The following is a 25498-nucleotide window of genomic DNA, read 5'->3' as shown; positions in this document are numbered from 1 at the left end:
AAGACAAGTCAGCAGGGTAAAAAATTTCCATTCCTAAAAAACGGAGAGAGACAAATGAAATTCCCATTACGCGCATCTTTCGTCGCAATTGCATTCGCTTTAACTTCACCAGTATCGATGGCAGAGAATATTAAAATAGCCTACATCGACCCTTTATCCGGCCCGTTTGCACCGGTTGGCCAGAACATTCTGAATTCCTTCCAATATATCGCCGATAAAGCAAACGCTGAAAAATGGGCAGGCAATAATACGTTTGAAGTCGTTGGCTTTGACAATAAAGGCAGCCCACAAGAGTCACTGAATGTACTGAAAACAGCGATCGATAAAGGTTTTCGTTATATCACGCAAGGTAATGGTTCTGGCGTCGGTCTGGCATTGCTGGATGCAGTCAATAAATACAATGAGCGCAATCCAGGCAAGGAAATCATTTACCTGAATCATGCCGCCGTCGATCCTGATATGACGAACAGTAAATGCAGCTATTGGCATTTCCGTTTCGATGCCAATTCCGACATGAAGATGGAAGCGCTGACGACCTATATGGCAGCAGATAAGACTGTGAAGAAGGTCTATATCATCGGTCAGAATTATTCTTTCGGTCATCAGGTAACGCGGGCTGCGAAAGAGTATCTCGCACGCAAACGCTCCGACGTACAAATCGTCGGTGACGATCTTCATCCTATCGGACAGGTCAAAGATTTTTCCCCTTACATTGCCAAAATCAAAGCTTCCGGTGCGGATACCGTCATCACAGGAAACTGGGGCGCCGATCTGGCTCTGCTGATTAAGGCGGCCAAAGACGCCGATCTGAAAGCCAACTTTTATACCTACTACGGTTCGACCACAGGCGTGCCGACTGCAATGGGTGCGGCCGGTATCGATCACGTGAAATACGTGGGCTACTGGAATGTGAATAATGAGACCTACGCCGGTAAAGATATCGTCGAGGGATTTAAAGCCAAATATAAAGACGACTACTATTCCATGGCGACGTATTCCATCATTCAGGCAATGTCGCAAGCGGTAAAACAAGCAAAGAGTGCTGAACCGGCGAAAATTGCTGCTGCACTTGAAGGTGCGACCTTTAAGAGCCTCAATGGTGAAGCGGTGATGCGTAAGGTTGACCATCAGTTGCAGCAACCTCTGTACATCGCTACCTGGGTAAAAACCAACGGTAAAGATGTGAAGTTCGATCAGGAAAATACAGGGCTGGGCTGGAAAACAAATCAGAAAATTGATGCGTTTGTGGCTTCCCAGCCTTCGTCTTGTCAAATGAAGCGACCAGGTTAATTTTTTAATCTGAAAAGAGAGTCATGCCACAATTGACTCTCTTTTTTTGTCACAAAATAGTACGATCGTTCATAAGATGTCGCTGAAAGGGATGTTGCTGTGGAATTTACCCTTATTACTTTGTTGAATGGGATCAGTTATGGGCTGCTGCTGTTCATGCTGTCATCTGGCCTGACACTGATTTTCAGCATGATGGGTGTGCTCAATTTTGCGCATGCCAGTTTTTATATGCTGGGTGCCTATTTTGCCTACATGCTGAGCTCGAAATTTGGATTCTGGACGGCTTTTTTTATTGCGCCTTTACTGGTCGGCGTTCTCGGTGCTTTGGTGGAACGTTACGGTTTGCGCTCGGTCCATAAGTACGGGCACATTCCGGAATTGCTGTTTACGTTCGGATTGTCGTATGTGATCGTGGAAGTCGTGCAACTGATTTGGGGGCGATCCGTTGTACCTTATGCGATTCCGGCATCACTGGATGGCCCGTTGTTTACTCTCTACACCACAACTTTCCCGATTTATCGCGGCTTCATGATGCTGGTCGCGTTACTCATGCTGCTGTTTATTTATCTGCTACTCACCAGAACCCGGATTGGTCTCGTGATTCAGGCGGCATTGACACATCCTGATGCGGTGGAGGCGCTGGGACATAATGTGCCGCGCGTTTTCATGCTGGTATTTGGTGGTGGTTGCGCGCTCGCAGGTCTGGCCGGCGTTGTCGGTGGTAACGCGTTCGTTACCGAACCCGGCATGGCCGCGACTCTCGGCAGCATTATTTTCGTTGTCGTCGTCGTGGGCGGAATGGGGTCGCTGGCGGGGGCGTTTGTCGCGTCTTTACTGATCGGTGTATTGCAGACATTTGCTGTTGCACTCGACCATTCGTTTGCCACCGTACTGGCTAAGTTTGGTGTGCTGATCAGCGCAAGTTCTCCTCAGTATTCTTTGCTGAGTCTGACGATTGCGCAGATCGCTCCAGTGATGCCGTATCTGTTACTGGTGTTGATTCTGATCTTCAGACCGCGCGGTCTGCTTGGCACACGTGAGGGATAAAAATGACTACCACTTTAAAATATAAGCCCTTGAATCTGGGCCGCTGGCTGACCTGGAGCTGCTTTGCATTGATTCTGGTCGTCGCTCCACTGATTTTTCATGAAGGTGCTGCCTTATCTCTGCTGTCGCAGATGGGGACGCTGATGATTTTCGGATTGTCTTTCAATATGCTGCTGGGACAGGGCGGTATGCTGTCATTTGGTCATGCAGTGTATTCCGGCCTGGGGGCATTTTTTGCAGTCCATGCGATGAATATGATCGCAGAAGGCAGTCTGCCGATTCCCGTCTCCATGATTCCGCTGGTGGGGGGGATTGCAGGAATGGGATTCGGAATTTTATTTGGCTACGTGACGACCAAAAAATCCGGCACTACTTTTTCCATGATCACGTTGGGGATGGTGGAACTGGTCTTTGCATGTTCCCTGATGTTCCCTAAGTTTTTCGGAGGTGAGGGCGGAATCTCGACCAACCGGGTTATCGGACAGGCCTTCATGGGCATCACTTACGGGCCGCAAATTCAGGTCTATTATCTGATCGCATTCTGGTTGTTCGTCAGCGCGGTCGCGATGTTTGCTTTTACGCAAACGCCGCTGGGGCGCATGATTAATGCTGTCCGTGATAATCCTGAACGTGCTGAGTTCGTCGGTTACGACACACAATGGGTACGCTATCTGACCCTGATTTTGTCAGCGTTTTTTGCCGGCATTTCCGGTGGTTTGTCTGCGATCAATTTTGAAATTGTGACGGCTGAAAACGTCAGTGCCATTCGTTCCGGTGCGGTATTGCTGTTCACCTTCATCGGTGGCATAGGTTTTTTCTTTGGGCCTTTGATCGGAGCTATTCTCGGTGTGTTTTTAACGGTGATGCTGTCGGACTTCACAAAAGCCTGGCAATTGTATCTGGGGGTATTTTTCATATTGATCGTGATGTACGCGCCCGGTGGTATTGCCAGCATCCTGATGATGAATCTGCGTCTGGTGAAGTTTTCAAAATTTGGCCGCGTCTGGCCAGTCTTGTGGAAACTGTTGGTTTCATCCTTGATCGGTATCGTCGGTCTGGTGCTGGCCATAGAGATGCTGTATCAACTCTCTCTCGAATCAACACAAAATCCTGTGATTTCCATTTTTGGTATGACATTCAATTCTGTTGGTGGTGGCTCGTGGGCCATTGCTTTACTGACGCTGGCGACAGGTGTTGCCGGGTTTGTCCTGTTTAAAGCGCCTTTCCAAAAAGTGTGGGGCGAGGTGAATACAGAAATAGAAGAAGCTATGCGGAGGGCGCAGGTATGAGTGGTTTTTCGCTGGAATTAAAAGACGTCCGGAAAAGTTTTGGCAGCGCTGAAATTATTCGTGGTGCAAATCTGCAGGTGCCGAAAGGGGAGCGTTTTGCCATTATCGGCCCAAACGGAGCCGGAAAATCAACCTTGTTTAATCTGATTTCAGGACGATTCGGTATCAATTCGGGTGACATTCTCCTGAATGGCAACAGCATCCGGAATCTGAAGCCATACGAGATTAATCGCAGTGGTTTGTCGCGCAGCTTTCAGATTACGAATATTTTCCACCGACTCACTGTCTTTGAAAATTTACGCTGTGCAGTTTTGTGGTCGCTGGGCTATAAGTATTCGTTCTGGCAAAGGCTGAACGGCCTGAAAGATGCTCAGGAACGTGCAGAACATGTGCTGGAACAGATAGGCTTAAAACGGCGGCGTGATGTCACCGCTGGTTTGCTTACTTACGCAGAACAACGGGCGCTGGAGATCGGCATTACGATTGCCGGTGGTGCCGACGTGATTTTGCTGGATGAGCCTACTGCGGGCATGAGCCGGTCTGAATCTGATGCGGCGGTTGAACTGATACGCAAGGTCACGGAGGGTAAAACTTTATTGATGGTCGAGCATGATATGAGCGTCGTTTTCGGGCTGGCAGATAAAATTGCGGTGGTTGTCTATGGCGAGGTGATTGCCTGCGATACGCCACAAAATATACGCAATAATCAAAAAGTCAAAGATGCTTATCTTGGTGGTCACGCACCGACGGAGGAACACGCATGAGTGCGCTGCTTGAAATTAAAGATTTAAACGCGTTTTATGGCAAAAGCCATGTACTGCATGGCGTCGATCTGCATGTCAATGATAGCGAGATCGTCAGTTTGCTCGGACGTAACGGAGTAGGGCGTTCAACCACGGTCAAAGCAACGATGGGACAAGTTCATGCAACCGGATCTGTCTTATTCAAAGGCGAGCAGATGATAGGTCTGAAAGCCTTTCAGATCGCGCACAAAGGCCTGGGCTACGTGCCGGAAAATCGCGATATTTTCCCGACGCTGACGGTAGAGCAGAATTTACTGCTAGGTGAAAAATCGAATACCAAGACGAAACCACGCTGGGAAATGGAAGATATGTACCAGATGTTTCCCCGCTTACGCGAAAGGCGCAATACCCTGGCCGGTGTGATGTCTGGTGGCGAACAACAAATGCTGACCTTGTGCCGGACGCTGATGGGGGATCCTGATCTGATCATGATTGATGAACCAACTGAAGGTCTGGCACCGAAGATCGTTGAACTGGTGGCTGAGTATCTGAAAGAGCTGAAAAACCGGGGAGTTTCTGTGTTGTTGGTCGAGCAGAAATTAGCGATTGCACTGCAGATTTCGCAGCGGGTCTATGTCATGGGGCATGGCAGTATCGTGTTTGAAGGGACGCCCGAAGATTTGCTTGCCAACGACAAAATCAGGCAAGAATGGCTGGAGGTGTAATCGGTCTGATGAATGGCGAAAAAAGAAAATCAATAAAAATAACACGACCGTACTATTTTTAAGTTATAGTCAAGTTTGTGTGTGTTTTGTTTGAATTCGCCCACCAGATTTGATTCATTTAGAAAAACCAATTCCATTCGTATTTCAACCTTAGGAAGAGACATGAGCGCAGAATACAAAGTTGACGGCAGCATTGCCGTTATTACCCTGAACAATCCACCGGTCAATGGTCTGGGACATGCGACCCGCCACGCGATCGTCGAAGGCATGAAGCAGGCGCAGAATAACGATGCGGTCAAAGCCATCATCATCACAGGTGCAGGCAAAGCATTTTCCGGCGGCGCGGACATCAAAGAATTTAATTCTCCAAAAGCATTCGCGGAGCCCAGCCTGCATACAGTGATCAGCGTGATTGAATCGTCAGACAAACCAGTGATCGCAGCAATACACAGCGTCGCCATGGGCGGTGGTTTGGAATTGGCTTTGGGTTGCCACTATCGTGTCGCCAGCCCTGGCGCACAGATTGCATTGCCAGAAGTGAAGCTGGGCATTTTACCTGGTGCAGGCGGCACACAACGTTTGCCACGCGTCGTCGGACTGGAACTGGCCTTGAATATGATCGTTTCTGGAACGCCGATCGCTTCAGAAAAACTCGCAAAAACAGCGCTGTTCAATGAACTTGCTGAAGGCGATCTGATGGCCGCAGCAACCGCATTTGCGCACAAAGTGGCGGATGTGCGTCCGCTGCCTAAAGTACGCGACATCAAAATCGATTACCCAAACTACGAAGCCTTCCTGCAATTTTCCCGCAATACCGTACGCGCAATGTCAGGCCCATTCCCTGCGCCATTGAAATGCGTCGAAGCGGTGGCCGCTGCGGTAACGAAAAAGTTCGATGACGGTATTAAATTTGAACGCGATTTGTTCCTGGAACTGGTACAAACAACAGAATCTAAAGCGCTGCGTCATGTTTTCTTCGGTGAACGCGCAGCCAGCAAGTTGCCGGATGTTCCTGACGACACACCGACTCGTCCGGTGAAATCGGTCGCAGTGATCGGTGCCGGCACCATGGGTGGCGGTATTGCGATGAACTTTGCCAATGCCGGTATTCCTGTACAGATTCTCGAAATGAAACAGGAAGCGCTGGACAAAGGTTTGGCAACGATACGCAAAAATTACGAAAACACGCTGAAAAAAGGCAAGCTGACGCAAGAAAAATTTGAGCAACGCGTTGCTTTAATCACAGGCACGTTATCGTATGAAGCGATCGCTCAGGCAGACATGGTCATCGAGGCCGTTTTTGAAGATATGGGCGTTAAAGAGCAAGTCTTTAAAAAGCTCGATGAAGTCATGAAGCCGGGTGCGATTCTGGCGTCCAACACATCGACGCTTGATGTCGATAAAATTGCTGATTTCACCAAACGTCCGCAAGACGTGGTGGGCACGCATTTCTTCAGCCCGGCCAATGTCATGAAGTTACTGGAAATCGTACGCGGCAAAAAAACGGCGAAAGATGTGCTGGCAACCGTACTGGCGATTTCTAAAAAAATCAAGAAAACAGGCGTGGTTTCTGGCGTGTGCGACGGTTTCATCGGCAATCGTATGATCGAGCAATACAGCCGTCAGGCAGGATTCTTACTGGAAGAAGGCTGCACGCCGGAACAAGTCGATAAAGCCGTTGAAAAACTCGGTTTTGCGATGGGGCCTTTCCGCATGGGTGATCTGGCGGGGAACGATATCGGCTGGTATATCCGCAAGCGTCGTTACGTGGAAAAACCACACATCACCTATTCAAAAACAGCAGATTTGCTGTGTGAGTTGGGCCGCTTCGGTCAGAAAACCGGCGCCGGCTGGTATGACTACAAACCGGGCGATCGCAAGGCTTATCCATCTGCCGTGGTGAATGACATGATCGTCAAACATTCTGCTGATCTGGGCATAGAGCGTCGCAAAATTTCCGATCAGGAAATCGTTGAGCGCCTGATTTATTCGCTGGTGAATGAGGCTGCATACATTCTCGAAGAAGGCATCGCAACACGGGCTTCTGACATCGATATGGTGTATCTGACTGGCTATGGCTTCCCCCTGCACACCGGTGGCCCTATGTTCTACGCGGATACAGTCGGCTTGCCGAATGTGGTGCGGGCGATGGAGAAATATGCCAAAGGTCGCCACGGTGATGCGTGGAAACCAGCGCCATTGCTGGCAAAACTGGCAGAGGAAGGGAAGACGTTCAATTAAGTCTGCCGCCGTTGATTTCAAACTGAAGTATTTCAGTTTGAAAACCTGAACAAAAAGCACGATGTTGATCGTGCTTTTTGTTTTAGCAGACAAAAATGCTCAAAAAAGGGCGAAATATACTCCCCCCAGTATGTTTTAACCCCCATTGTTTCTGCGGAGATTAAGCGGTTTTATGCGGATACTCCCCCAAAAACATGAATAAGGAAAAAGACTTCAAGGCCGTAGTGAAAATCCTTCTGTTCAGCAATGTTATAATGCAAGGTTAATTCATATCATTTTGCAAAAGGTTTTTCCGTGCTATCTACCGCAAATATCACCATGCAGTTTGGCCCTAAGCCGCTGTTTGAAAATATCTCAGTCAAATTTGGCGAGGGCAATCGTTACGGTCTTATTGGTGCCAACGGTTGTGGCAAATCGACGTTCATGAAAATCCTCGGCGGCGATCTGGAGCAGTCTTCCGGCACAGTCATGCTGGATCAGAATGAGCGTCTGGGTAAATTACGTCAGGATCAGTTTGCGTTTGAAGAAATGCGTGTTCTGGATGTCGTGATGATGGGGCATACAGAAATGTGGGCTGCAATGTCTGAGCGCGACGCGATCTATGCAAACCCTGAAGCAACCGACGAAGACTACATGAAGGCGGCCGATCTGGAAGCCAAATTTGCCGAATATGATGGTTACACGGCGGAAGCACGTGCAGGTGAGTTGCTGTTGGGTGTTGGTATCCCGACTGATCAGCATCAGGGTTTAATGAGTGCTATCGCACCGGGCTGGAAGTTGCGCGTTTTGCTGGCGCAAGCCTTGTTTTCTAACCCTGATATTTTGTTGCTCGATGAACCGACCAATAATCTGGATATCAATACCATCCGCTGGCTGGAAGATATTCTGAATCAGCGCAATTCAACCATGATCATCATTTCGCATGATCGCCATTTCCTGAATCAGGTCTGTACCCACATGGCGGATATGGACTATGGAACGCTGAAAATCTATCCTGGCAATTACGACGACTACATGCTGGCGTCGTCGCAGGCACGTGCTCAGCAAATGGCAAACAATGCGAAGGCCAAGGAAAAAGTCGCTGAGTTGCAAGATTTCGTGCGTCGCTTCTCTGCCAATAAATCGAAGGCACGTCAGGCAACTTCCCGCGCCAAGCAAATCGATAAAATTAAAATCGAAGAATTTAAACCATCGAGCCGCCAGAATCCTTTCGTGCGTTTTGATGGCGAGAAGAAGTTGCATCGTCTGGCAGTAGAAGTGCAAGGTCTGACGAAGGCTTACGATCGCACGCTGTTTAAGAATGTCGATCTGATGATCGAGGCGGGTGAGCGGGTAGCGATTATCGGTGCCAATGGTATCGGTAAAACGACTTTATTGCGTTGCATTGGTGGCGACGATATTGCTGGTTTGCACGCTGATCGCGGCACTGTTAAATGGGCCGAAAATGCGAACGTCGGTTATATGCCGCAAGATCCAACCGAAGAGTTCGCATCAGACAAAAATCTGACGGACTGGATTGGTCAATGGACGCAAGAGGGGGATGATGATCAGGCCGTGCGCTCTATCCTCGGACGTCTTTTGTTTGGCGGTGACGATGTGAAGAAATCAGTGAAAGTGCTGTCCGGTGGTGAAAAAGGACGAATGATGTACGGCAAGCTGATGTTGGGTCGTCACAATGTGTTGTTAATGGATGAGCCGACGAATCACATGGATATGGAATCGATCGAGTCATTGAATATCGCATTGGAAAAATATGCGGGAACCCTGATTTTCGTCTCGCATGACCGTGAATTTGTGTCGTCGCTGGCAACCCGCGTACTTGAGATCAAAGAAAATGAAATCATTGATTTCCAAGGTACCTACGAGGAATATCTGAGCAGTCAGGGGATTGAATAAACTACTGCGGCAGCGCACGTGGTGTAATAAAAAAAGCCGGGCTATCCCGGCTTTTTTTATGTACTGATTACTTGTTACTAAAGTTGATTGCACTATCACGTAATAATGTATCGCTCTGCTGCACTTGTTCACCTTTGTATAGCAGATAATCGAGTCTGTCCCGCAAGCTGCGCGCCATTTCCCTTCCTTTTGATTTCAGCACCGCTTCCAGATAAGGCTGCCGTAACTTCTTGAAATCATCCAATGTACCTGCACGCTCGACCTTCATCTGTAAGGTGAACCCGCGCAATCCGAGAACACTTTTAATCGTTTCGTTGAAGAAGGTATACACCTCGCGAAATTGTTCAGATTCGCTCATCTCTTCAACCGCAACAGCGACGGGCGGAGGTAAGTCGCTGACGAGATTAATTTCAGGCGCAGCAGCGACGGGCGCTTCCCCGGCTTTACTGACAACGGTGATAAATTCCTGATCTAAAAGTTCCTGTACATTATTTTCGTCAAACCCTAATGCGGATACTTTTTTCAATAAATCTGTGGCGCTTTGTTTTCCGTCCACCATGACCAGCAATGTGCGAAGACGGTTAGCCAAGTGATGTTTGCGGGTAGCGATTTCCTCGCGCCCTTTTTCTGTCTTATCGTAAATGCTGTTCAACATATTGAGCATCGGCCCCAAATCATTGTTACACCAGAATCAGTATCTGGAACTCAGCAAAAGAATACAACACACTTGCCGTCGATGCTACAGGTATTGAAGGGTGTAACGGATAAAACACCTGACAATGTCAGATTTTATGGATAGGAATGACAGGTTTAGAGTGTTGACTCAATTGTGTGGGCTGCGATGTTTCATCGCAACTATGACACGATGAAGAGCAAGAACTGGCGCAGTTTTTCGCCGCACCTTCAAAGTGACTGGCGAGCTTGGGATGGCGACCACTCAGCTTGACCTGTATTTTTTTTCTGACAGACGCTGGCATCCATTTCAGCAGGAGATAGATCAACGCTGCGAATAAAATCAGAAAAGTGATTGCCATTTGTAACATGATTAAGCCCCGGTAAAAAATAGCGCCAATCGATACGTAATAAAAGACGCAATATAGGCAAGGCCAAATAAATACGCTGCCATCAATACAGGATATCGCAGGGTATTCGTTTCACGCTTTACCACACTCAAGGTTGCGATACATTGCGGCGCGAAGACATACCAGGCCAATAAAGATAAGGCGGTCGGCAAACTCCAGGATTGCGCAATGAGTGGCTCCAGCATGCTGCTAAGTTCGTCGCCGGATTGTGACAGCGCATAGACAGTGCCAAGTGCGGCAACGGCGACTTCACGAGCAGCAAGTCCTGGAACCAGTGCAATACAAATCTGCCAGTTAAATCCTATCGGGGCAAAAACGAATTCAAGCAGACGTCCGAGATGGCCAGCAATACTGTAATAAATCGGCGGTTGCGTTGCATTTTCAGGTGCGCCAGGGAAGCTGCTGAGAAACCACAGCAGAATCATTAACGCCAGAATGATGGTGCCGACGCGGGTGGTAAAGATTTTTACCCTCTCCCACAAACCTAATAATAAATTGCGCGTGTTCGGCAGGCGATAATCGGGCAACTCCAGCATGAGTGAATGCAGCTCGGCTTTACCCCATTGATATTTAAAAAAAAGAGCGACCAGCATCGCAGAAACAATGCCGGCGATATATAAGGCAAACAAGACTAAACCTTGCAAACTCAGAATGCCGAGTACTGTTTTTTCAGGAATAAAAGCCGCAATAATCAGAGCGTAGACTGGCAGTCGTGCAGAACACGTCATCAGAGGAGCGATCATGATGGTAACCAAACGATCGCGCGGGTTTTGAATTGTGCGGGTCGCCATGATGCCAGGAATGGCGCAAGCAAAACTGGACAACAAAGGAATAAACGCGCGACCGGATAAGCCTACTTTTCCCATAATTCTATCGAGCAAAAATGCTGCCCGGGGAAGATAGCCAGAGTCTTCCATCACGAGAATGAAGAAAAACAGAATGACAATTTGTGGCAGGAAAACCAGAACGCTGCCGGCACCACCGATGACACCTTTGACTAGCAGTTCTTGCAACATGCCTGCTGGCAGGGCTGATTCAACCAGACTGCCCAAACCTTCAATGGATGATTTAATCAAGTCCATCGGTAACTGCGCCCAGGCAAACACAGCCTGAAATACCAAAAACATGAGACTGGCAAAAATCAGCGGGCCGAATACCGGATGTAATATCCATCGGTCTATGCGGTAACTGAGTGGGGCGTCTTCTTTGCCTGCATCTTTTACTTGCTGTACGCATGCGGCAATTAATGCATTCACGGCAAGTTGAATTTCTTCTGGTGATCGTGTTAATGCAGCCGCTACGGGCGGAACATTATCAGTACAATCTAACGATTGCGCGAGTATTTCCAGTTGACGAAGCAAGGCGTCAACACCTTCAGTTTCAACGGCAATCGTCTCAACAACAGGAATATTCAGTGCCGATGCCAATGCATTGATATCTATATTAATCTGGCGTTTTTTTGCCAGATCCATCATGTTGACAGCGAGAATCAGTGGTAAACCGAGGTCTTTAAGTTCAAAGGCAAGTCGCAGACCCCGCTTAAGATTGGTTGCATCCACGACGCAAAGAATGGCATCAGGCAAAGCTTCGTTGGCGCGCTGACCTTTGACGACCTCTTCTGTGATTTTCTCGTCGGGAGTGATCGCATTCAGACTATATGTGCCCGGAAGATCAAGCACACTCCAGTGACGGCCATTTGGTGCCGTGAAGTGTCCTTCCTTGCGTTCTATTGTTACACCGGCGTAATTGGCGACTTTTTGTCTTGCGCCAGTCAGCCGGTTAAATAAGGCGGTTTTACCGCAGTTGGGGTTGCCGACTAATGCAATGCGTTGTGGCTTAAGATGGTCAGTCATTACGCCACCTCCGTTTTGTTGACGCCTATCAAGGCTGCCTCAAAATTCCGGAGGGCAAACGTCGATTCTCCGACCCGGACCGCGATAGGTTCGCCGCCAAAGTAACCTTTGTGCAATATTTTGATCTTCTCCCCATGAATAAATCCCAATTCCTTCAAGCGGCGGATGATATCTGTTGCCTGAATCAGGTTGCTTTGGGCTGGCTGGAACAGATCAGTCACGATGGCGGCATCGCCGACGCGAAGATGATTCAAGGTGATCGGGGAGGGGGATACAGGCAAACTGCTCATGGCACCAGACGGTAATTGATGTGAAGTAACTCTAAATGATAATGAGAATATATATCAATATCGCAGTCTATTCAATCATTCTTCCGCGTTCTTCCTGCTATTGAAAGTGAAGCGATTGATTTTACTTGGTTAAATTGAATTAAATATCTTCAGATAATATTAGCCGCTTCAGCGATCTGGCTTCGTTGTCGGGATGTCTTGTATGAGATGCTTGCTTTGGCTTTCAAGTGCCGGGTTGTCGTTAAGATTTTCGTTAGACGTAACATCATTTGCCCTGGTTTTGATGAGCTCTATTATCAGCGCCTGTTTTTCCTCTTCAACCTTTCTTGTTTTTATTTCAGACTGTTTCAGTTGCTCAGTCAGCACGTCTTGTAACTTTGCTGAGACAGCAGCGGATGTCTGTAAACGTTGTGATTCCAGTTGAGTTGCTGATAGATCCTTTTTGAGAAGGAGATTTTCTTGCTTCGTTTCTTGCAAGAGAAAGTCTGTCTGATAATGCTTTATCTGAAGGGCTTCCAGATCTTCTTTACGCTTTTGCGCATTGTTGGCAATTTCAGCGTTAATTAATAGTAACTGCTGAATCTCTGCTTCCTGCTTTGTCTGAGTGCTTTCCAAAGTTTGATTATTTTTTCTGGCAAGCTGCAGCTCACTTTCGATTTGCGTGATGCGAGTCTCGTAGGCTCTTCTGTCGTCAGAGCGCTGATTCGCCGTCGCTGTTTGGAAGTGTTCAAACTGATTTTGCATCGTCGCATTTTTCTGCTTTAACTCTCTGACTTCCTGACTTCTGTCGTCAAGCCGCAGCGTTAATCCTTCTTTTTCACTTTGCATGCCAGTGAATTTTAATTGAAGGGCTGAATATTTCTCCTCGATTGACTCCAGCTTTTCCTGTGTTGCTGCTAGTTGTGCCTCAAGAGTGATTTTGTTTGTAGTGAGAGACTCTATGAGGTCGCTAAGCGTTGCCTGCTGGGTCTTTGCGGCCTGAATCAATGCATCGTGTTCTGCGGTCAGCGCAATAATCTTGTTCTCACAGTCGCTTTGCAGCAGCGCGTAAACTCCACGTACCGCATTCAGAATGGATTCGGGCAGGCCAAATTTGGCTGCCTGAGCTTCGTCCTGATGTTCCTCTTTCCATCGTTTAAGCATGGGGGCAATGGTGCTTTTGCTCCCTGTGTCACCCATCATCTTTCGCACATTATCTACGGTGGCGGCTTCTCCTTTTGCCGCAAGCTCAGTGGCGGCTCGTGCAACGTCAGAATAAAGAATGCCCGCTCTTGCCATCACCCACCTCAATAAAATAATAAATTACATAATACGTAATATTACGATAAAAATTAAAAAAATCTATTTTTATTTATTAGAAATATAAGTATTGATAATGTATATTATCGAATGTTATATTTAAATTTAATCCAGTTTTCCCCGTTGCTGTAACGAAATATGAATTCACTGCCAGAGTCAATCCAACTAACAGATAACATTTCTGAGCCAGGCAGGAATACGCGGGCAGTGCTGCTACCAGATTCGCAAAATGGGCCTTTGACTACCTCTGCGCAGCAACTGGCTGTATTTCTCGCGGCAGCAACGTCTGAGAATACCCGCCGGGCGTATCGGTCGGCCATCAGACATTTTTTGGAGTGGGGCGAGCTGTTACCCGCCGATGAGGCCAGCCTGGTTCGTTATATGGCAGAACATGCCGGGAAACTTAATCCTCGCACGCTATCTTTACGAATTACGGCGTTATCTCAATGGCATAAACACCAAGGTTTTCCTGATCCTTGCATTCATCCTAACGTACGAAAAATCCTGACTGGCATTACGCGAGTCCATGCGAAACCTAAAAAAAAGGCGAGGGCATTAGCTATCGAAGAGCTGGAGCGCATTGTGCTTTATCTCTCTGAACAGAGCGATGTAAGAGCAATAAGGAACAGTGCTTTGCTGCAAATAGGTTTTTTCGGAGGTTTTCGTCGCTCTGAATTGGTGAGTTTGCGATGTGAGGACGTGAAATGGGAAGCAGAGGGAATTACCCTGCTGCTGCCGCGATCAAAAACTGATCAGGCGGGGGAGGGAATCGTAAAAGCAATTCCTTATGGCGATAGCAGTTGTTGTCCTGCGACGGCGTTGAAACGATGGCTCAGTATTTCTGGTGTTTATACCGGCGCAATCTTCAGGCGGATAGATCAGTGGAAGCATGTCGGCGAACAGGCTTTGCATGCGAACAGCGTGAATAAAATACTGACTGAATGCGCGACTGCAGCGGGTTTAGATTATGTCCCGGAATTCAGCAGTCATAGCTTGCGGCGTGGCATGGCGACCAGTGCTTACCGTGCCGGTGCAAGCTTCCGCGATATCAAACGCCAAGGTGGTTGGCGTTTCGACGGGACTGTTCAGGGTTATATTGAGGATGCAGATCAATTCAAAGAAAACGCTATGCATAGTCTGTTGCGTCAAAAGAAATAAACTCAATGCAAATCGCTGACGCCATAGTGGCGTTCTGATCCGATAACAAGGTAATACATTGATGATTTCTCGTGAATCATAGGAATTACCGAGATAAGCGGTAAATAGCTGTAACTCTTCTGCTATGATAATTCAGATGCTTTCTTGGTCTGGAAAGCAATTTTTCCGGTTGAACGATGCAAATAATAACAATGGTTTTGATTCTGCTGCTTGCTGTTACTGTGAGCGGCTTTATTGTCAGATTGTCTCCGGTCGCACTGCCATTGCCACTGATTCAGATTGCAACCGGTGCCATTATTGCTTCTTTTTCTCCGTTTGATGTCTCGCTAGATCCAGCCATTTTTTTTCTGTTATTTATTCCCCCTTTACTATTTTTGGATGGCTGGCGCATACCGAAAGAAGCCTTTTTTCTCGATATGAAGCCCATACTGATGCTTGCCATCGGCCTGGTCATTTTTACGGTTGTTGGTATGGGGTTTCTGATCGACTGGCTGATTCCAGCGATTCCGTTACCGGTAGCATTCGCCCTGGCAGCAATTTTATCGCCAACTGATCCGGTCGCCGTTTCTGCAATAGCGTCCAAAACACCGATTCCGCCGAGGCTGATGCACATTCTTGAAGGCGAGTCTCTGTTAAATGATGCGTCTGGTCTTGTCTGTTTTCGTTTTGCTGTGTTGGCAGCATTAACCGGAAATTTCTCCCTCGCCAAAGCATCCTGGACTTTCATGCTGGTGGCTGGCGGCGGTGCTTTGATAGGAATTGTGCTGACCTACACCATTAATCTGGCAAATCGTTGGCTGATACGGCAAACCGGAGAAGAACCGGGTGTACAGATTATGATCAGCTTGCTGATCCCGTTCGCGGCTTACCTGACAGCCGAACATCTGAATGCATCAGGAATTCTGGCTGCGGTAACCGCCGGAGTTACCATGCATTACTCTGATCTGACCGGGCACACTTTAGCGGCAACCCGCATGCAACGGCGCACTGTATGGGATACGGTGCAGATGATATTGAATGGCATCATGTTTATGCTGTTGGGTTTGCAGTTGCCGCGAATACTCGAAAGCATAGAAGAAATTGCGATTGATACTGGTATCGCCAGCCTTGCACATTTATCCGCGTATATTGTTTGCATTACTTTTGCACTGACGACTTTGCGTTTAATCTGGGTTTGGGCTTCGCTCAAACTGACTTTATTTGGCAAAAAGGGAAATGTCGCAGATAAAAAGTCTTTTCCACGGTTATTACTGGTAACCGCGTTTGCAGGTGTGCGTGGGGCAATTACCCTGGCGGGTATCCTCACTTTACCCTTGACTATGTTAGATGGCACCGATTTTCCGGCTCGTGATCTGGTGATTTTTCTCGCAATGGGCGTTATTTTACTGTCGCTGATTGTCGCCAGCATTGCATTACCCGTTCTGGCTGCCGGCTTTGAGTTCTCCGAGCCTGTGGCTCAGATTAATAAGGAAACGGTCGCACGTAATGCTGCGGCATCTGCTGCAATCCGCCGGGTTGAAGATTTGTATCGTGGCATCCCCAATGATCAGCCTGAGAGCCTGGTGCAAATGGAAGCCGCAATGCACGTAATTGAGTTATATCGACGCCGCTTGGCACATGGGTTGCGGCAGAATGGCTCGTCACACCATATTCGGGAATTAGATGTCGAACGGCAGATGCGCATCGAAGCTTTACGTGCCGAGCGCGATCAACTGTATCAATTGCGGTTAAACAGGCAACTGGATGACGTCTTACATCGTCAGTTAGTGCATGAAATTGATCTGATAGAAACAGCGCTGACCAAACAAAAACAGCACTAATGTGATGCATCGGTACGATTTCTTGTTTTAAGGCGGCGCCCAAAAAATCATTGACGGTCAGTTCCTTCTCAAAAAATGAGTGACGGATAAAAAAATAGCCCGCTACGAGCGGGCTAAAATCCAAACCTTGACGGTGTTGGAGGAGACAGAAATAACTTTACCGCATTGCAGCAAATATTCAAAATCAAATTTACAGATATCGATTATTCATTAATTTAATAACTCTGATCTTTGGGCTCACTTCGATAGATAGTCGAGATTTTGCTGAAATACGTAATTTTCGAACCATGCAACGCCTGGAGTATTGCCCTTATCGACATGTTAGTGTGTGTGATAAAATCTCCGCTGTCGAAAAAGGTGGACTGGCGTGGTGAGCCCCGGTCAGCGTCCAACCATGGGACGCCAAATGCATCTGAAATTGTTTCGGATGACCACGGCGAGAGCGGACGTGCGCCGATTTCTCGTGGAGCCTTTGATCGACAAACGAAACGGTAAATCCCGTTTTCCATCCAAAGTTTTCTTCACGGTAAGCACACGTCCTAATTCTGTTTATGGCTAATTCAATGGCCAAATATTAAGGACGAATCATGTCACTTACTCCTGTTCTCATCGTTGGTGGTAGCCTTGTTGGTTTATCTGCATCTGTCTTTCTCGCTTGGCGCGGAATACCTCATATCTTAGTAGAAAAGCACTCCGGCAGCTCCACTCATCCGCGTGCCATGGGTTATACCGAAACCACGCTGGAGCACTGCCGCATGGTTGGTATTGCCGACCGTATACCCCAAACACCTCAAAATTTCCGCTTACGCCGCGTTAAGGCATCAAGTCTTGTTGGCGAATGGCAAGGTGAACAGGCTTGGACGCCCGGCGAAGCCGACACGCACAATACTGGCCTGTCACCCAATACGGGAGCGGCCATTGCGCAGGACAAACTTGAACCTATCCTGCGCATGGCAGCGCTAGAGTTCGGTGCAGATCTTCGCTACAGCACTGAGTTGCTACATTTCGAGGATCGTGGCGATAGTATTGTCGTGCAGTTACGGGATCGAAATGCTGGTCGAGATTATGCAATCTCAGCCGATTACATGATAGCAACAGATGGCGCCGACAGTCCCATTCGCGAACGTCTTGGCATTGCACGGGAAGGTGTGGGAAATATCCGGACAGTCCGCAGTGTACTGTTCAAGTGCCAGGAGGCGGATCAGTATCTGGGGTTGAGCCGAGATACGGGTAAAAATAGCCCATAATACTTTTGGTTATAAGGTTTTAAAAATATCTCAATAATTTGAATTAGTGAAGCTTGGAAAAATTTGAGATAAATACACCAAGGACAATATATATTTTTAGTTCGACGTAGTTATAATATTTGCCATTCCAAATATTGGAGGCATGAATGGCATCGATTGAACGTACCGCGTACCCTCGTTTCCCGACCGTGCTTCCAAGCCGGGACATTCAAACATACTACACACCTTCGGCAGAAGAAATCGAATGGGTCGCTACCTTAGCCCGAGGCCAGGGCAGCCAGCTCAGTGTTTTGGTGCTCCTTAAATGTTTTGAGCAGCTTCACTACTTTCCCCAGATAGATGAAATTCCAGCCGAAATTATTTCTCATATTGCTACTGTCCGCGGTTTTCCGACTGCCTCTAATATTCACTATAAAAGCACAACCACGCTATACCGGCATCACGCAGCAATACGCAAATACTTGGGCATTGCTACATTTGAAGGCGCAGAAGCCAGGAAGTTAGCAATACGTATCGCGCGGGAAGCTGCGCAGGTCGCTGACATGCGCACCGATATTATCAATGCGACGGTTGAAGAGTTGATCGGACTCCATTACGAATTACCTGCGTTTAGTACGCTGGATAAGATTGCGGAACAAGTACATACAACTATTCAAGATCAAGTATTTCGACGAGTTGCTAAGCGTCTCAACCAAGAACAAAAGGACTTCTTGGACAACCTGTTAATTACTGATTTTGCACAACGACAGACACAGTTTCATCAGATTAAACGAAGTGCTAAACGTGCATCTAAGAAGCACTTAGAAAATGTCCTGGATCAGTTAATCTGGTTGGAATCTATCATCGACGTGGATAAACCTCTTGAGGGAATTCCGATATCAAAATTAAGGCATTTTTCCAGTCAGGCAATGGCACTTGATGCCGCAGAACTAAAAGATCTGAACTTGGAGAAGCGCTACACGCTTATCCACTCGTTCGCAATATGCGGGTTCGGGCACGAGATGATTTGGCTGAAATGTTTATACGCCGGATGGCCGTCATTCATAAAAAAGCTAAAGAGGAATTGGCCTCTATCCAATTGAAACAAAGAGCATTGTCAGAACGCCTGGTCGCTAAACTTGACGGTGTTCTTGATATTTTGGTCGAGGATCTTGATGATCAAAAAACCGGATTGGAAATCCGGAAACTCTTAGCTCCCGGCGGCGATCTGGAGCGACTGAGAGAAGAATGTGCAGCAATTCGCGTATGGAGTGGCAAAAACCATTTACCCCTTTTATGGAAACCATTCACTAGCCATCGTGCTGTAATTTTTCGCATTGCCCGCGTTTTGGAGTTCAAAGCCGCAACACAAAATCGCGCACTAACAGATGCGCTCAATATTGTCCTCGAAAACGAATCTCGCAGAACTGATTGGATGGAGGACGAAGTGGATATGTCCTTTGCTTCGGATAGGTGGCAAAAATTAGTAAAACGACCGCACGATGAAGGAGAGCCGACTAATCGGCGTTATCTGGAACTCGTTGTTTTTTCTCATTTAGCCAGCGAACTGCGCTCAGGCGACATGTGTGTTGCTGGCTCTGAGACGTTTGCGGACCATCGCGATCAGCTGTTGTCATGGGATGAATGCCAGAAGCTGTTACCAGCCTATTGTGAAAAAGTTGGACTTCCGAATAACGCGAAGGATTTCGTCGCGATGTTAAAGGAAAAACTAACAGAAAAGGCCGAAGAAGTTGATCGTAATTTCCCGGATCACCATGGCGACGTGTCTATTGGCTCGAATGGCGAGCCTATACTCAAACGTGTGGTTGCGAAAGAAATTCCTTCGTCCGCGATAGCTCTGCAAAGTACTATCATGAATCGGCTTCCGACTAGGAACTTGCTCGATGTCCTTGCCAATCTCGAACACTGGGTGAAATTCACCCGACACTTTGGCCCAATCTCCGGTAGGGACCCAAAACTTAAGCGTGCGGCCGAACGCTATCTGCTTACGATTTTTGCGATGGGCTGTAATCTCGGTCCCAATCAGGCCGCAAGACATCTGGCCGGCGACGTCACTACCCATATGCTTTCTTTCGTGAATCGTCGCCATATGACAGTTGAGAATCTGGATGCCGCAATTCGCGACTTGAATGAGCTTCATTTACGCCTAGATCTTCCGAAACTATGGGGGGACGGTAAATCGGTTGCCGCAGACGGTACGCAATACGATTTTTACGAAGAAAATTTGTTGGCCGGTTTCCATTTTCGGTACCGGAAAATGGGGGCCGTTGCTTACCGCCATGTGGCGAATAACTATATCGCAGTATTCCGCCATTTTATTGCCCCAGGCGTTTGGGAAGCCATCTACGTTATTGAAGGGTTGTTAAAGGCGCAATTATCTGTTGAAGCTGATACCGTTTATTCGGATACGCAAGGGCAATCTGCGGCCGTTTTTGCTTTCACCTATTTACTTGGTATCAATTTGATGCCGAGGATTCGTAACTGGAAAGATCTAGAACTTCACCGCGCCGAGAAAAAAATTCGATACAAGCACATTGACCGACTTTTCACTGCAACAACTAATTGGGACCTCATTGAGTCTGAATGGCAAAACATGATGCGTATTGCGCTGTCAATTCAGGCGGGTCGTATCGCCTCGCCTTTATTACTAAAGAAATTAAGCGCAAAAAATGGACGTAGTAAATTATTCTCTGCCGTGCGTGAAATGGGCGGTGCAGTTCGTACAATCTTCTTGTTGAAATGGATTTCGGATATCAAGATGCGGCAAGAAGTTACAGGTGAGACTAATAAGATGGAGTCGTACAATGGTTTTGCGAAGTGGCTTTCATTTGGCGGTGACGTCATCGCGCAAAACGATCCCGAGGAACAACAAAAGCGTCTGAGATATAACGATCTGATCGCTGCTGCAGTAATTTTGCAAAATACCGTCGACATGATGCGTGTCATTCAAACTTTGATTGCCGAAGGACATAAATTTGATGTGGACGATCTGACTTTCCTAAGTCCGTATATCACCAGCGGCGTCAAACGATTTGGTGACTATCATCTCAATTTAAAACGCGCGCCGGAGCAATGGATTCGCGATTCGCTTTTCCGCAAAGCCGCGGACGATGCAAAGCAAAAGGGAAATGAGGGGAATGCTGAATGACCGTACCAAAAGGGAAAGTGATACCTACGCCATATGGTGACATGAATGCGCTCGTATTAGAACAGCTCAGAGAAAGTTATGACACAGGGGATGTCCTCGAAATGATTGAGCAACTGGACACTATCCGTGTCCGCCTGGAGGGAGTAAATGGCATTCGCGACGATCTGATTGCCCTGCACGCTATGTCACATACTGTGATAAATGGTGCTCGTTTGGCCGTACCACCCCAGGAAACGGCCCTATGGGAAGCGGCTGAGGAGTTAGTTTCTGAATTTTCAGATTTTTCCAGGCTATTTTCAGATTTTTCCAGGCTATTTTCAGAATTTTCTGAGCGCTTACGCCCCTTGTCCGAGCTCATGCCATTAGATAACAATGACTGATTGACGTTCGAATGCGATCCGTGCAGCAATTAATTTAATGAATTTTCAGTGTTATAGCAGCGAAAGTATTAAGAAAATGATCGCTAAATAATCTCAAATTGAGATATACTGAGCCCATGAGAGTCATATCCAATAAAGCCCTAACGGATTTTTCTGCCACGTATTCGCTGTCGCATGAGCCGCTGCAGGCCTGGCGAAAAATCATTGAATCCCGGCCATTTGCTAATTTTGCAGAGATTAAAGCCACATTTAACGCAGTCGATAAGGTCGAGACGTATTACGTGTTTGATATTGGCGGCAACAAATATAGGATCGTCAGCGCGATTCATTTTGATACGCAGAAGCTGTTTGTTCGGCAGGTTTTTACACATAAGGAGTACGATAAATGGAAGCCGTAATTGATCGCTCCACAGTCAAGGAAATTTCCGAGCGTTACCAGGCATTGACTGAGTTTGTGCCGCTGAAATCCATACACAACGATGCCGACTATGAGAACGCGATTGTTGCATTGAATCAGTTGATGGATGCCGGCGGTGCAGATGAAAAGTCTCCGTTAGCCGAGCTGGTCAATAGTCTGGGTTCGTTAATCGCAGATTATGAAGACATGCAGCCCGCTGTACAGTCGGTCTCGCCCGTGGCGACACTGAAATTTCTGATGACACAACATCAGCTTACCCAATCAGATTTACCGGAACTGGGTAGCCAGGGCGTTGTATCGGAAGTTTTGCGCGGCATCCGTGATTTAAACGTGCGCCAAATGAAGGCGCTGGCTGATCGTTTTCACGTGCCTGCAAGCGTTTTTTTATAAGTTATTTGCTGTTTGTGCTAAGCTGGAATTTATCTCGATAACCTATTCGGATTTAACCTGTAGCGCCTTAGCCCCGGAGGCAAGCATGGTATTGATTCTGGTCTTGGAAAACGGGTCGGCACTCTCGACATAACGCATGGCCGATTGCACATTTTTCCAGCCCACGTACTCCATCAAGGTTTTGATATCCCAGCCATTGGCCGTCGCCCAATTCGCGAATCCACGCCGCAAGGAGTGTGCGCTATATTGCATTGGCGATTCGACGCCAGATTCTTGAAACAGCGATCGTAGCAAAGGGATCAGGCTGTCCGCATGTAATCCGTCCTGGCTGACATGACCCCAGCGATCAATCGCGCGAAATACCGGTCCGGCCTGCAGACCGGCCAACTCAATCCAATCCAGATAAGCCGACACTGGGCATAATTGGGACAATGCCGGTGCCTTGAAGCTGCTGCCCTTGAATTGCCGGTCAGCTTTCGTTTGCGGAAAATAGCAACTCATTCCTTCCCCGGACACGACGTCGACGTGCTCGATCTGTAGTCGTGTGAGTTCGTCACCGCGAAAACCGCGCCAGAAACCCAGCAATAAAATCGCTTTATTCCGGACATGGCGTAGTTCGTCGGCATGCTTTCCGGTTAGGTGCGACGTCTCGATGGACTGGTCCAGCCAGAGTACGACTTGAGCTAATTGCTCCATTTGCATCGGTTTGGCGCGTTTTCCTTGTGCGGGATGCAGCGCCTGAATACCGCGAAATACTTTACGCACAATAGGAGCCTTGGTGGGATCCGGGAATCCCTGGGTGATATGCCACTGTGCGAGTGCCGCAAGACGTTGACGCAGTGTATTGATGGAAAGCGACTCGGCATGATCGGCCAGATAGCGCGCCACACTGTCTGCCGTTGCCGGCAGAAAGCCACCCCATTCGACCTCAAAATGGCGCACGGCAGATTGGTAGCTGTTACGTGTGTTGTCCCGGGTCGCCGCGTGAACGTACTGATCGAGTTTGCTCATAGGTAGTGCGAAGCTTGAAACGAGTCTGCGATTCGTCACACTATAGCAAACATTAATGATCATACCTTAGTGGTAAGTTTCGATGCAAATGGGGAGTCGGCGTGTTCATTCAAGTGACTAGCCTATTGAGGGGCATTGAGCTCGTCTACGTAATTTGCAATTTATCCGTCTGCCTTTCTATTGTGATGACTGGTCCGTAATGCCCAAAGCATCCCAAAATGCAGGGTTAAATACATAACGGGCGTTTTCACCCAAGCGCTGCGCCCGCGTAGTTAATATTTTTGAATCATAGTTAACATCGAAAATGTATTGAACTCCGGTCTCGGTTTTAAGACCAATCACTCCGTAGTAGAGCAAAAAGCCGAAGATATTCTCTACTTGATCTGCGCTCACGCCACCGTTAGCAAGCGTCGCATTTAGCTCGTGCTTGCTCACCTCGCTTGGCTGATCAATGAAGTGATATAGCAAATCGGGAACATCCGGGCAAACATCAGACAATTCATGGTCTAACTCGATGAGCAAATCCTGGGAAAAGGCTTTGACGCCTTTTTCTATATCACTTTCCTCAATCTTACTGTGGTTAAAGTTAATCGCGAAACCTTTACTATGGGCAAAAATCTTTAATACGTTTCTTGGGCGCATAAGGGATCGCTCAATAAAATAAGCAGAGGTGTCCTCTCCGCGATAATGAGATATACAGATATCGCGCCATATTTTTTCGAAAGTTACGTTTGACTCGACTCCATCCATGCCCGACACCAATCGTAACCTTAGCATTTCCCGCAGCATGTCGGGATCAGTCCAATCCAAAACAGCGCGCATGTCTTTGCCATAGTCGGCGCTGCCTTTCATCAACAATTCGTACACATCATTTCGCACGAAAATGACGCAGTACAATTTGTGTTCGTGCTTTCGCATCTCTCGTTCAATTTTTCTCCCAGCCTCCACGAGACAACGCAGAACAATAATGTCGATTTCATCGACACCACCCGTATTCCAACCCTTATCAAGATTGTCAAACAATATCCAAACAGATTGCTTTGTGCTCAGATAGTCGGACAATTTTTGTCGTAATGATCGAATGTCGTGGGCGTGTACCAAAGACGTCACATCATCAACCGTTAGCTTGACATCTGACGACTCACCAAAACGCGCTCGATACGAGGAGGCTATTCGATTAGATAAAACAAGTAGGCGCTCGGAAAAATCGCCTTCGGTAGAAAAATTTTCCACCTTATAGCTAGCCTCAAGATCAAGATATTTTTCATATATCTCGTGATTGTGTTTATGAGTCGTCCGATCTTTTTCCAAAACCTTGTACGTGACTTCAAGTAGTAAAAGGTATTCCCAAAAAGCCGTTATCAAATGCTGCCGCGATCCTTCGGTGAGATAGGAAAGTAAATCTTCTTTCAATTTTATAAGTTGATAGCCTTCTGGTTTCAGATCGACCATTACGTTTCGCTTGTCAGCTCGTATTCGATCGCGTAACTGCAAAAACAAAGCTGTCTTACCTGCCCCCTTTCGCCCGACAACGAGGTTTACTTCTCCGCGCACAGCCCGAGTGAACTGCTCGGTCTGCATATAGTAGGCGCTCAACGTGGTCATTTCGTTTTCTGCCGTTGGGTCGCCGAATGCCATATTTTGTAAAGAATTATGGGAGACCTTTAAAGGGGGTTCCACAAGTTGCAAGTAATCAGTTAGCTCCAAAGCAAAGGATGCAACATGTTCGGCAATGTCATCGGGATGTGCGTAGTGCTTCACGTCATCTCGCACATCAAGCGGAGCCTGGAATCCGTTTGGAGCCAAAATCAGACAAGGTTTATCCATTCCATCTGCCAGGCCCGCCACGAACATGGTTCTGAGGTTATGAATGACGGCCCATTCCTTGCTATCCGGCTCAAAAGAAACCAGCACACCAGCTGAACTAGATACTTGTTTAATGGCATCTGTAGCAGAGAGGCGGGAGTCTTCACTGGGGTTAAAACTCCGATATCTATAGCGAGTTTTCTTCAGTCGCGAAGTCATCATGGTCGCCGCGTCCCCTTTATGTGGGGGTTCAACCACGTATGCAGGTGCCTTATTGTCGATCCCCTCCAATATTTGCAACGGCTTTGGATCGATGTAGCCAGTGAGTCGGTAGGATAGAGCATCGGCGTCCGAATATTCGGAGT

20 protein-coding genes and 1 pseudogene are annotated in these 25498 nt (G+C 47.6%); 14 read left to right on the top strand and 7 right to left on the bottom strand.

Annotated elements, in window-relative coordinates:
- Positions 1-54: 54 nt before the first annotated feature.
- The 7 genes from H8K29_RS09775 (at position 55) to H8K29_RS09745 (ending at position 9231) form a co-directional block, all read left to right on the top strand.
- On the top strand, positions 55-1290 hold the full coding sequence (locus H8K29_RS09775) for a branched-chain amino acid ABC transporter substrate-binding protein (RefSeq protein ID WP_186883396.1): 1236 nt from the start codon (positions 55-57) through the stop codon (positions 1288-1290).
- A 99-nt stretch (positions 1291-1389) separates the two neighbouring features.
- Entirely contained in the window at positions 1390-2337 is a 948-nt protein-coding gene (locus H8K29_RS09770; protein ID WP_186897420.1) for a branched-chain amino acid ABC transporter permease, read from the top strand.
- Positions 2338-2339: 2 nt separating this feature from the next.
- The gene (locus H8K29_RS09765; RefSeq protein WP_186897419.1) at positions 2340-3626 is read left to right on the top strand and encodes a branched-chain amino acid ABC transporter permease; all 1287 of its coding nucleotides are present in this window, start codon (positions 2340-2342) and stop codon (positions 3624-3626) included.
- Positions 3623-4390, top strand: a complete 768-nt coding sequence (locus H8K29_RS09760) for an ABC transporter ATP-binding protein (RefSeq protein ID WP_186897418.1) — start codon at positions 3623-3625, stop codon at positions 4388-4390. Before H8K29_RS09765 ends, H8K29_RS09760 begins: the two co-directional genes overlap by 4 nt.
- Entirely contained in the window at positions 4387-5094 is a 708-nt protein-coding gene (locus tag H8K29_RS09755) for an ABC transporter ATP-binding protein (RefSeq protein WP_186883392.1), read from the top strand. Before H8K29_RS09760 ends, H8K29_RS09755 begins: the two co-directional genes overlap by 4 nt.
- 162 nt (positions 5095-5256) lie before the next feature.
- Complete coding sequence (locus tag H8K29_RS09750) at positions 5257-7335, top strand: 3-hydroxyacyl-CoA dehydrogenase NAD-binding domain-containing protein (protein ID WP_186897417.1); 2079 nt, start codon at positions 5257-5259, stop codon at positions 7333-7335.
- Positions 7336-7629: 294 nt separating this feature from the next.
- Positions 7630-9231 carry an ABC-F family ATPase gene (locus tag H8K29_RS09745; protein ID WP_186883390.1) on the top strand — a complete coding sequence of 534 codons (1602 nt, stop codon included), beginning with the start codon at positions 7630-7632 and terminating at the stop codon, positions 9229-9231.
- Between the two features lie 67 nt (positions 9232-9298).
- On the opposite strand, the gene H8K29_RS09740 is transcribed toward H8K29_RS09745, so the two are convergent.
- From H8K29_RS09740 to H8K29_RS09720, 5 genes are all read right to left on the bottom strand, one after another.
- Positions 9299-9886, bottom strand: coding sequence for a hypothetical protein (locus H8K29_RS09740; RefSeq protein WP_186897416.1), 588 nt, complete (start codon positions 9884-9886; stop codon positions 9299-9301).
- A gap of 127 nt (positions 9887-10013) precedes the next feature.
- Entirely contained in the window at positions 10014-10274 is a 261-nt protein-coding gene (locus tag H8K29_RS09735; RefSeq protein ID WP_186897415.1) for a hypothetical protein, read from the bottom strand.
- 2 nt (positions 10275-10276) lie between these two features.
- Positions 10277-12166, bottom strand: a complete 1890-nt coding sequence (locus H8K29_RS09730; protein ID WP_186897414.1) for a ferrous iron transporter B — start codon at positions 12164-12166, stop codon at positions 10277-10279.
- Complete coding sequence (locus tag H8K29_RS09725) at positions 12166-12456, bottom strand: FeoA family protein (RefSeq protein ID WP_186897413.1); 291 nt, start codon at positions 12454-12456, stop codon at positions 12166-12168. The genes H8K29_RS09730 and H8K29_RS09725 overlap by 1 nt, the downstream gene beginning before the upstream one ends.
- Positions 12457-12624: 168 nt before the next feature.
- Positions 12625-13734, bottom strand: a complete 1110-nt coding sequence (locus tag H8K29_RS09720; protein WP_186897412.1) for a DNA-binding protein — start codon at positions 13732-13734, stop codon at positions 12625-12627.
- A gap of 258 nt (positions 13735-13992) precedes the next feature.
- Between H8K29_RS09720 and H8K29_RS09715 the strand changes: the two genes are divergently transcribed.
- The 7 genes and pseudogenes from H8K29_RS09715 (at position 13993) to H8K29_RS09685 (ending at position 22316) form a co-directional block, all read left to right on the top strand.
- Entirely contained in the window at positions 13993-14913 is a 921-nt protein-coding gene (locus H8K29_RS09715) for a tyrosine-type recombinase/integrase (RefSeq protein ID WP_255423323.1), read from the top strand.
- A 176-nt stretch (positions 14914-15089) separates the two neighbouring features.
- The gene (locus H8K29_RS09710; protein WP_186897410.1) at positions 15090-16733 is read left to right on the top strand and encodes a Na+/H+ antiporter; all 1644 of its coding nucleotides are present in this window, start codon (positions 15090-15092) and stop codon (positions 16731-16733) included.
- Between the two features lie 587 nt (positions 16734-17320).
- A complete protein-coding gene (locus H8K29_RS09705; RefSeq protein ID WP_186897409.1) occupies positions 17321-17980 on the top strand; it encodes an FAD-dependent monooxygenase in 660 nt (219 codons plus the stop codon).
- Between the two features lie 146 nt (positions 17981-18126).
- Positions 18127-21128: pseudogene (locus H8K29_RS09700) on the top strand (Tn3 family transposase).
- Positions 21125-21508 carry a Tn3 family transposase post-transcriptional regulator TnpC gene (gene tnpC, locus H8K29_RS09695; protein ID WP_186897408.1) on the top strand — a complete coding sequence of 128 codons (384 nt, stop codon included), beginning with the start codon at positions 21125-21127 and terminating at the stop codon, positions 21506-21508. The pseudogene H8K29_RS09700 and the gene tnpC overlap by 4 nt, the downstream one beginning before the upstream one ends.
- 116 nt (positions 21509-21624) lie before the next feature.
- Complete coding sequence (locus tag H8K29_RS09690) at positions 21625-21906, top strand: type II toxin-antitoxin system HigB family toxin (protein ID WP_186883381.1); 282 nt, start codon at positions 21625-21627, stop codon at positions 21904-21906.
- A complete protein-coding gene (locus H8K29_RS09685; protein ID WP_186883380.1) occupies positions 21894-22316 on the top strand; it encodes a type II toxin-antitoxin system HigA family antitoxin in 423 nt (140 codons plus the stop codon). The genes H8K29_RS09690 and H8K29_RS09685 overlap by 13 nt, the downstream gene beginning before the upstream one ends.
- A 42-nt stretch (positions 22317-22358) precedes the next feature.
- On the opposite strand, the gene H8K29_RS18190 is transcribed toward H8K29_RS09685, so the two are convergent.
- Complete coding sequence (locus H8K29_RS18190; protein WP_370527159.1) at positions 22359-23366, bottom strand: site-specific integrase; 1008 nt, start codon at positions 23364-23366, stop codon at positions 22359-22361.
- Positions 23367-23504: 138 nt separating this feature from the next.
- Positions 23505-25352, bottom strand: a complete 1848-nt coding sequence (locus H8K29_RS09675) for a P-loop ATPase, Sll1717 family (RefSeq protein ID WP_186897407.1) — start codon at positions 25350-25352, stop codon at positions 23505-23507.
- Between the last annotated feature and the right edge of the window lie 146 nt (positions 25353-25498).

The sequence above is a fragment of the Undibacterium sp. CY21W genome, from assembly GCF_014284265.1.
GTDB classification, from domain to species: domain Bacteria; phylum Pseudomonadota; class Gammaproteobacteria; order Burkholderiales; family Burkholderiaceae_D; genus Undibacterium; species Undibacterium aquatile.
Note: the sequence above shows the minus strand (reverse complement) of the source record. Positions and strands in the feature narration are given on the sequence as shown.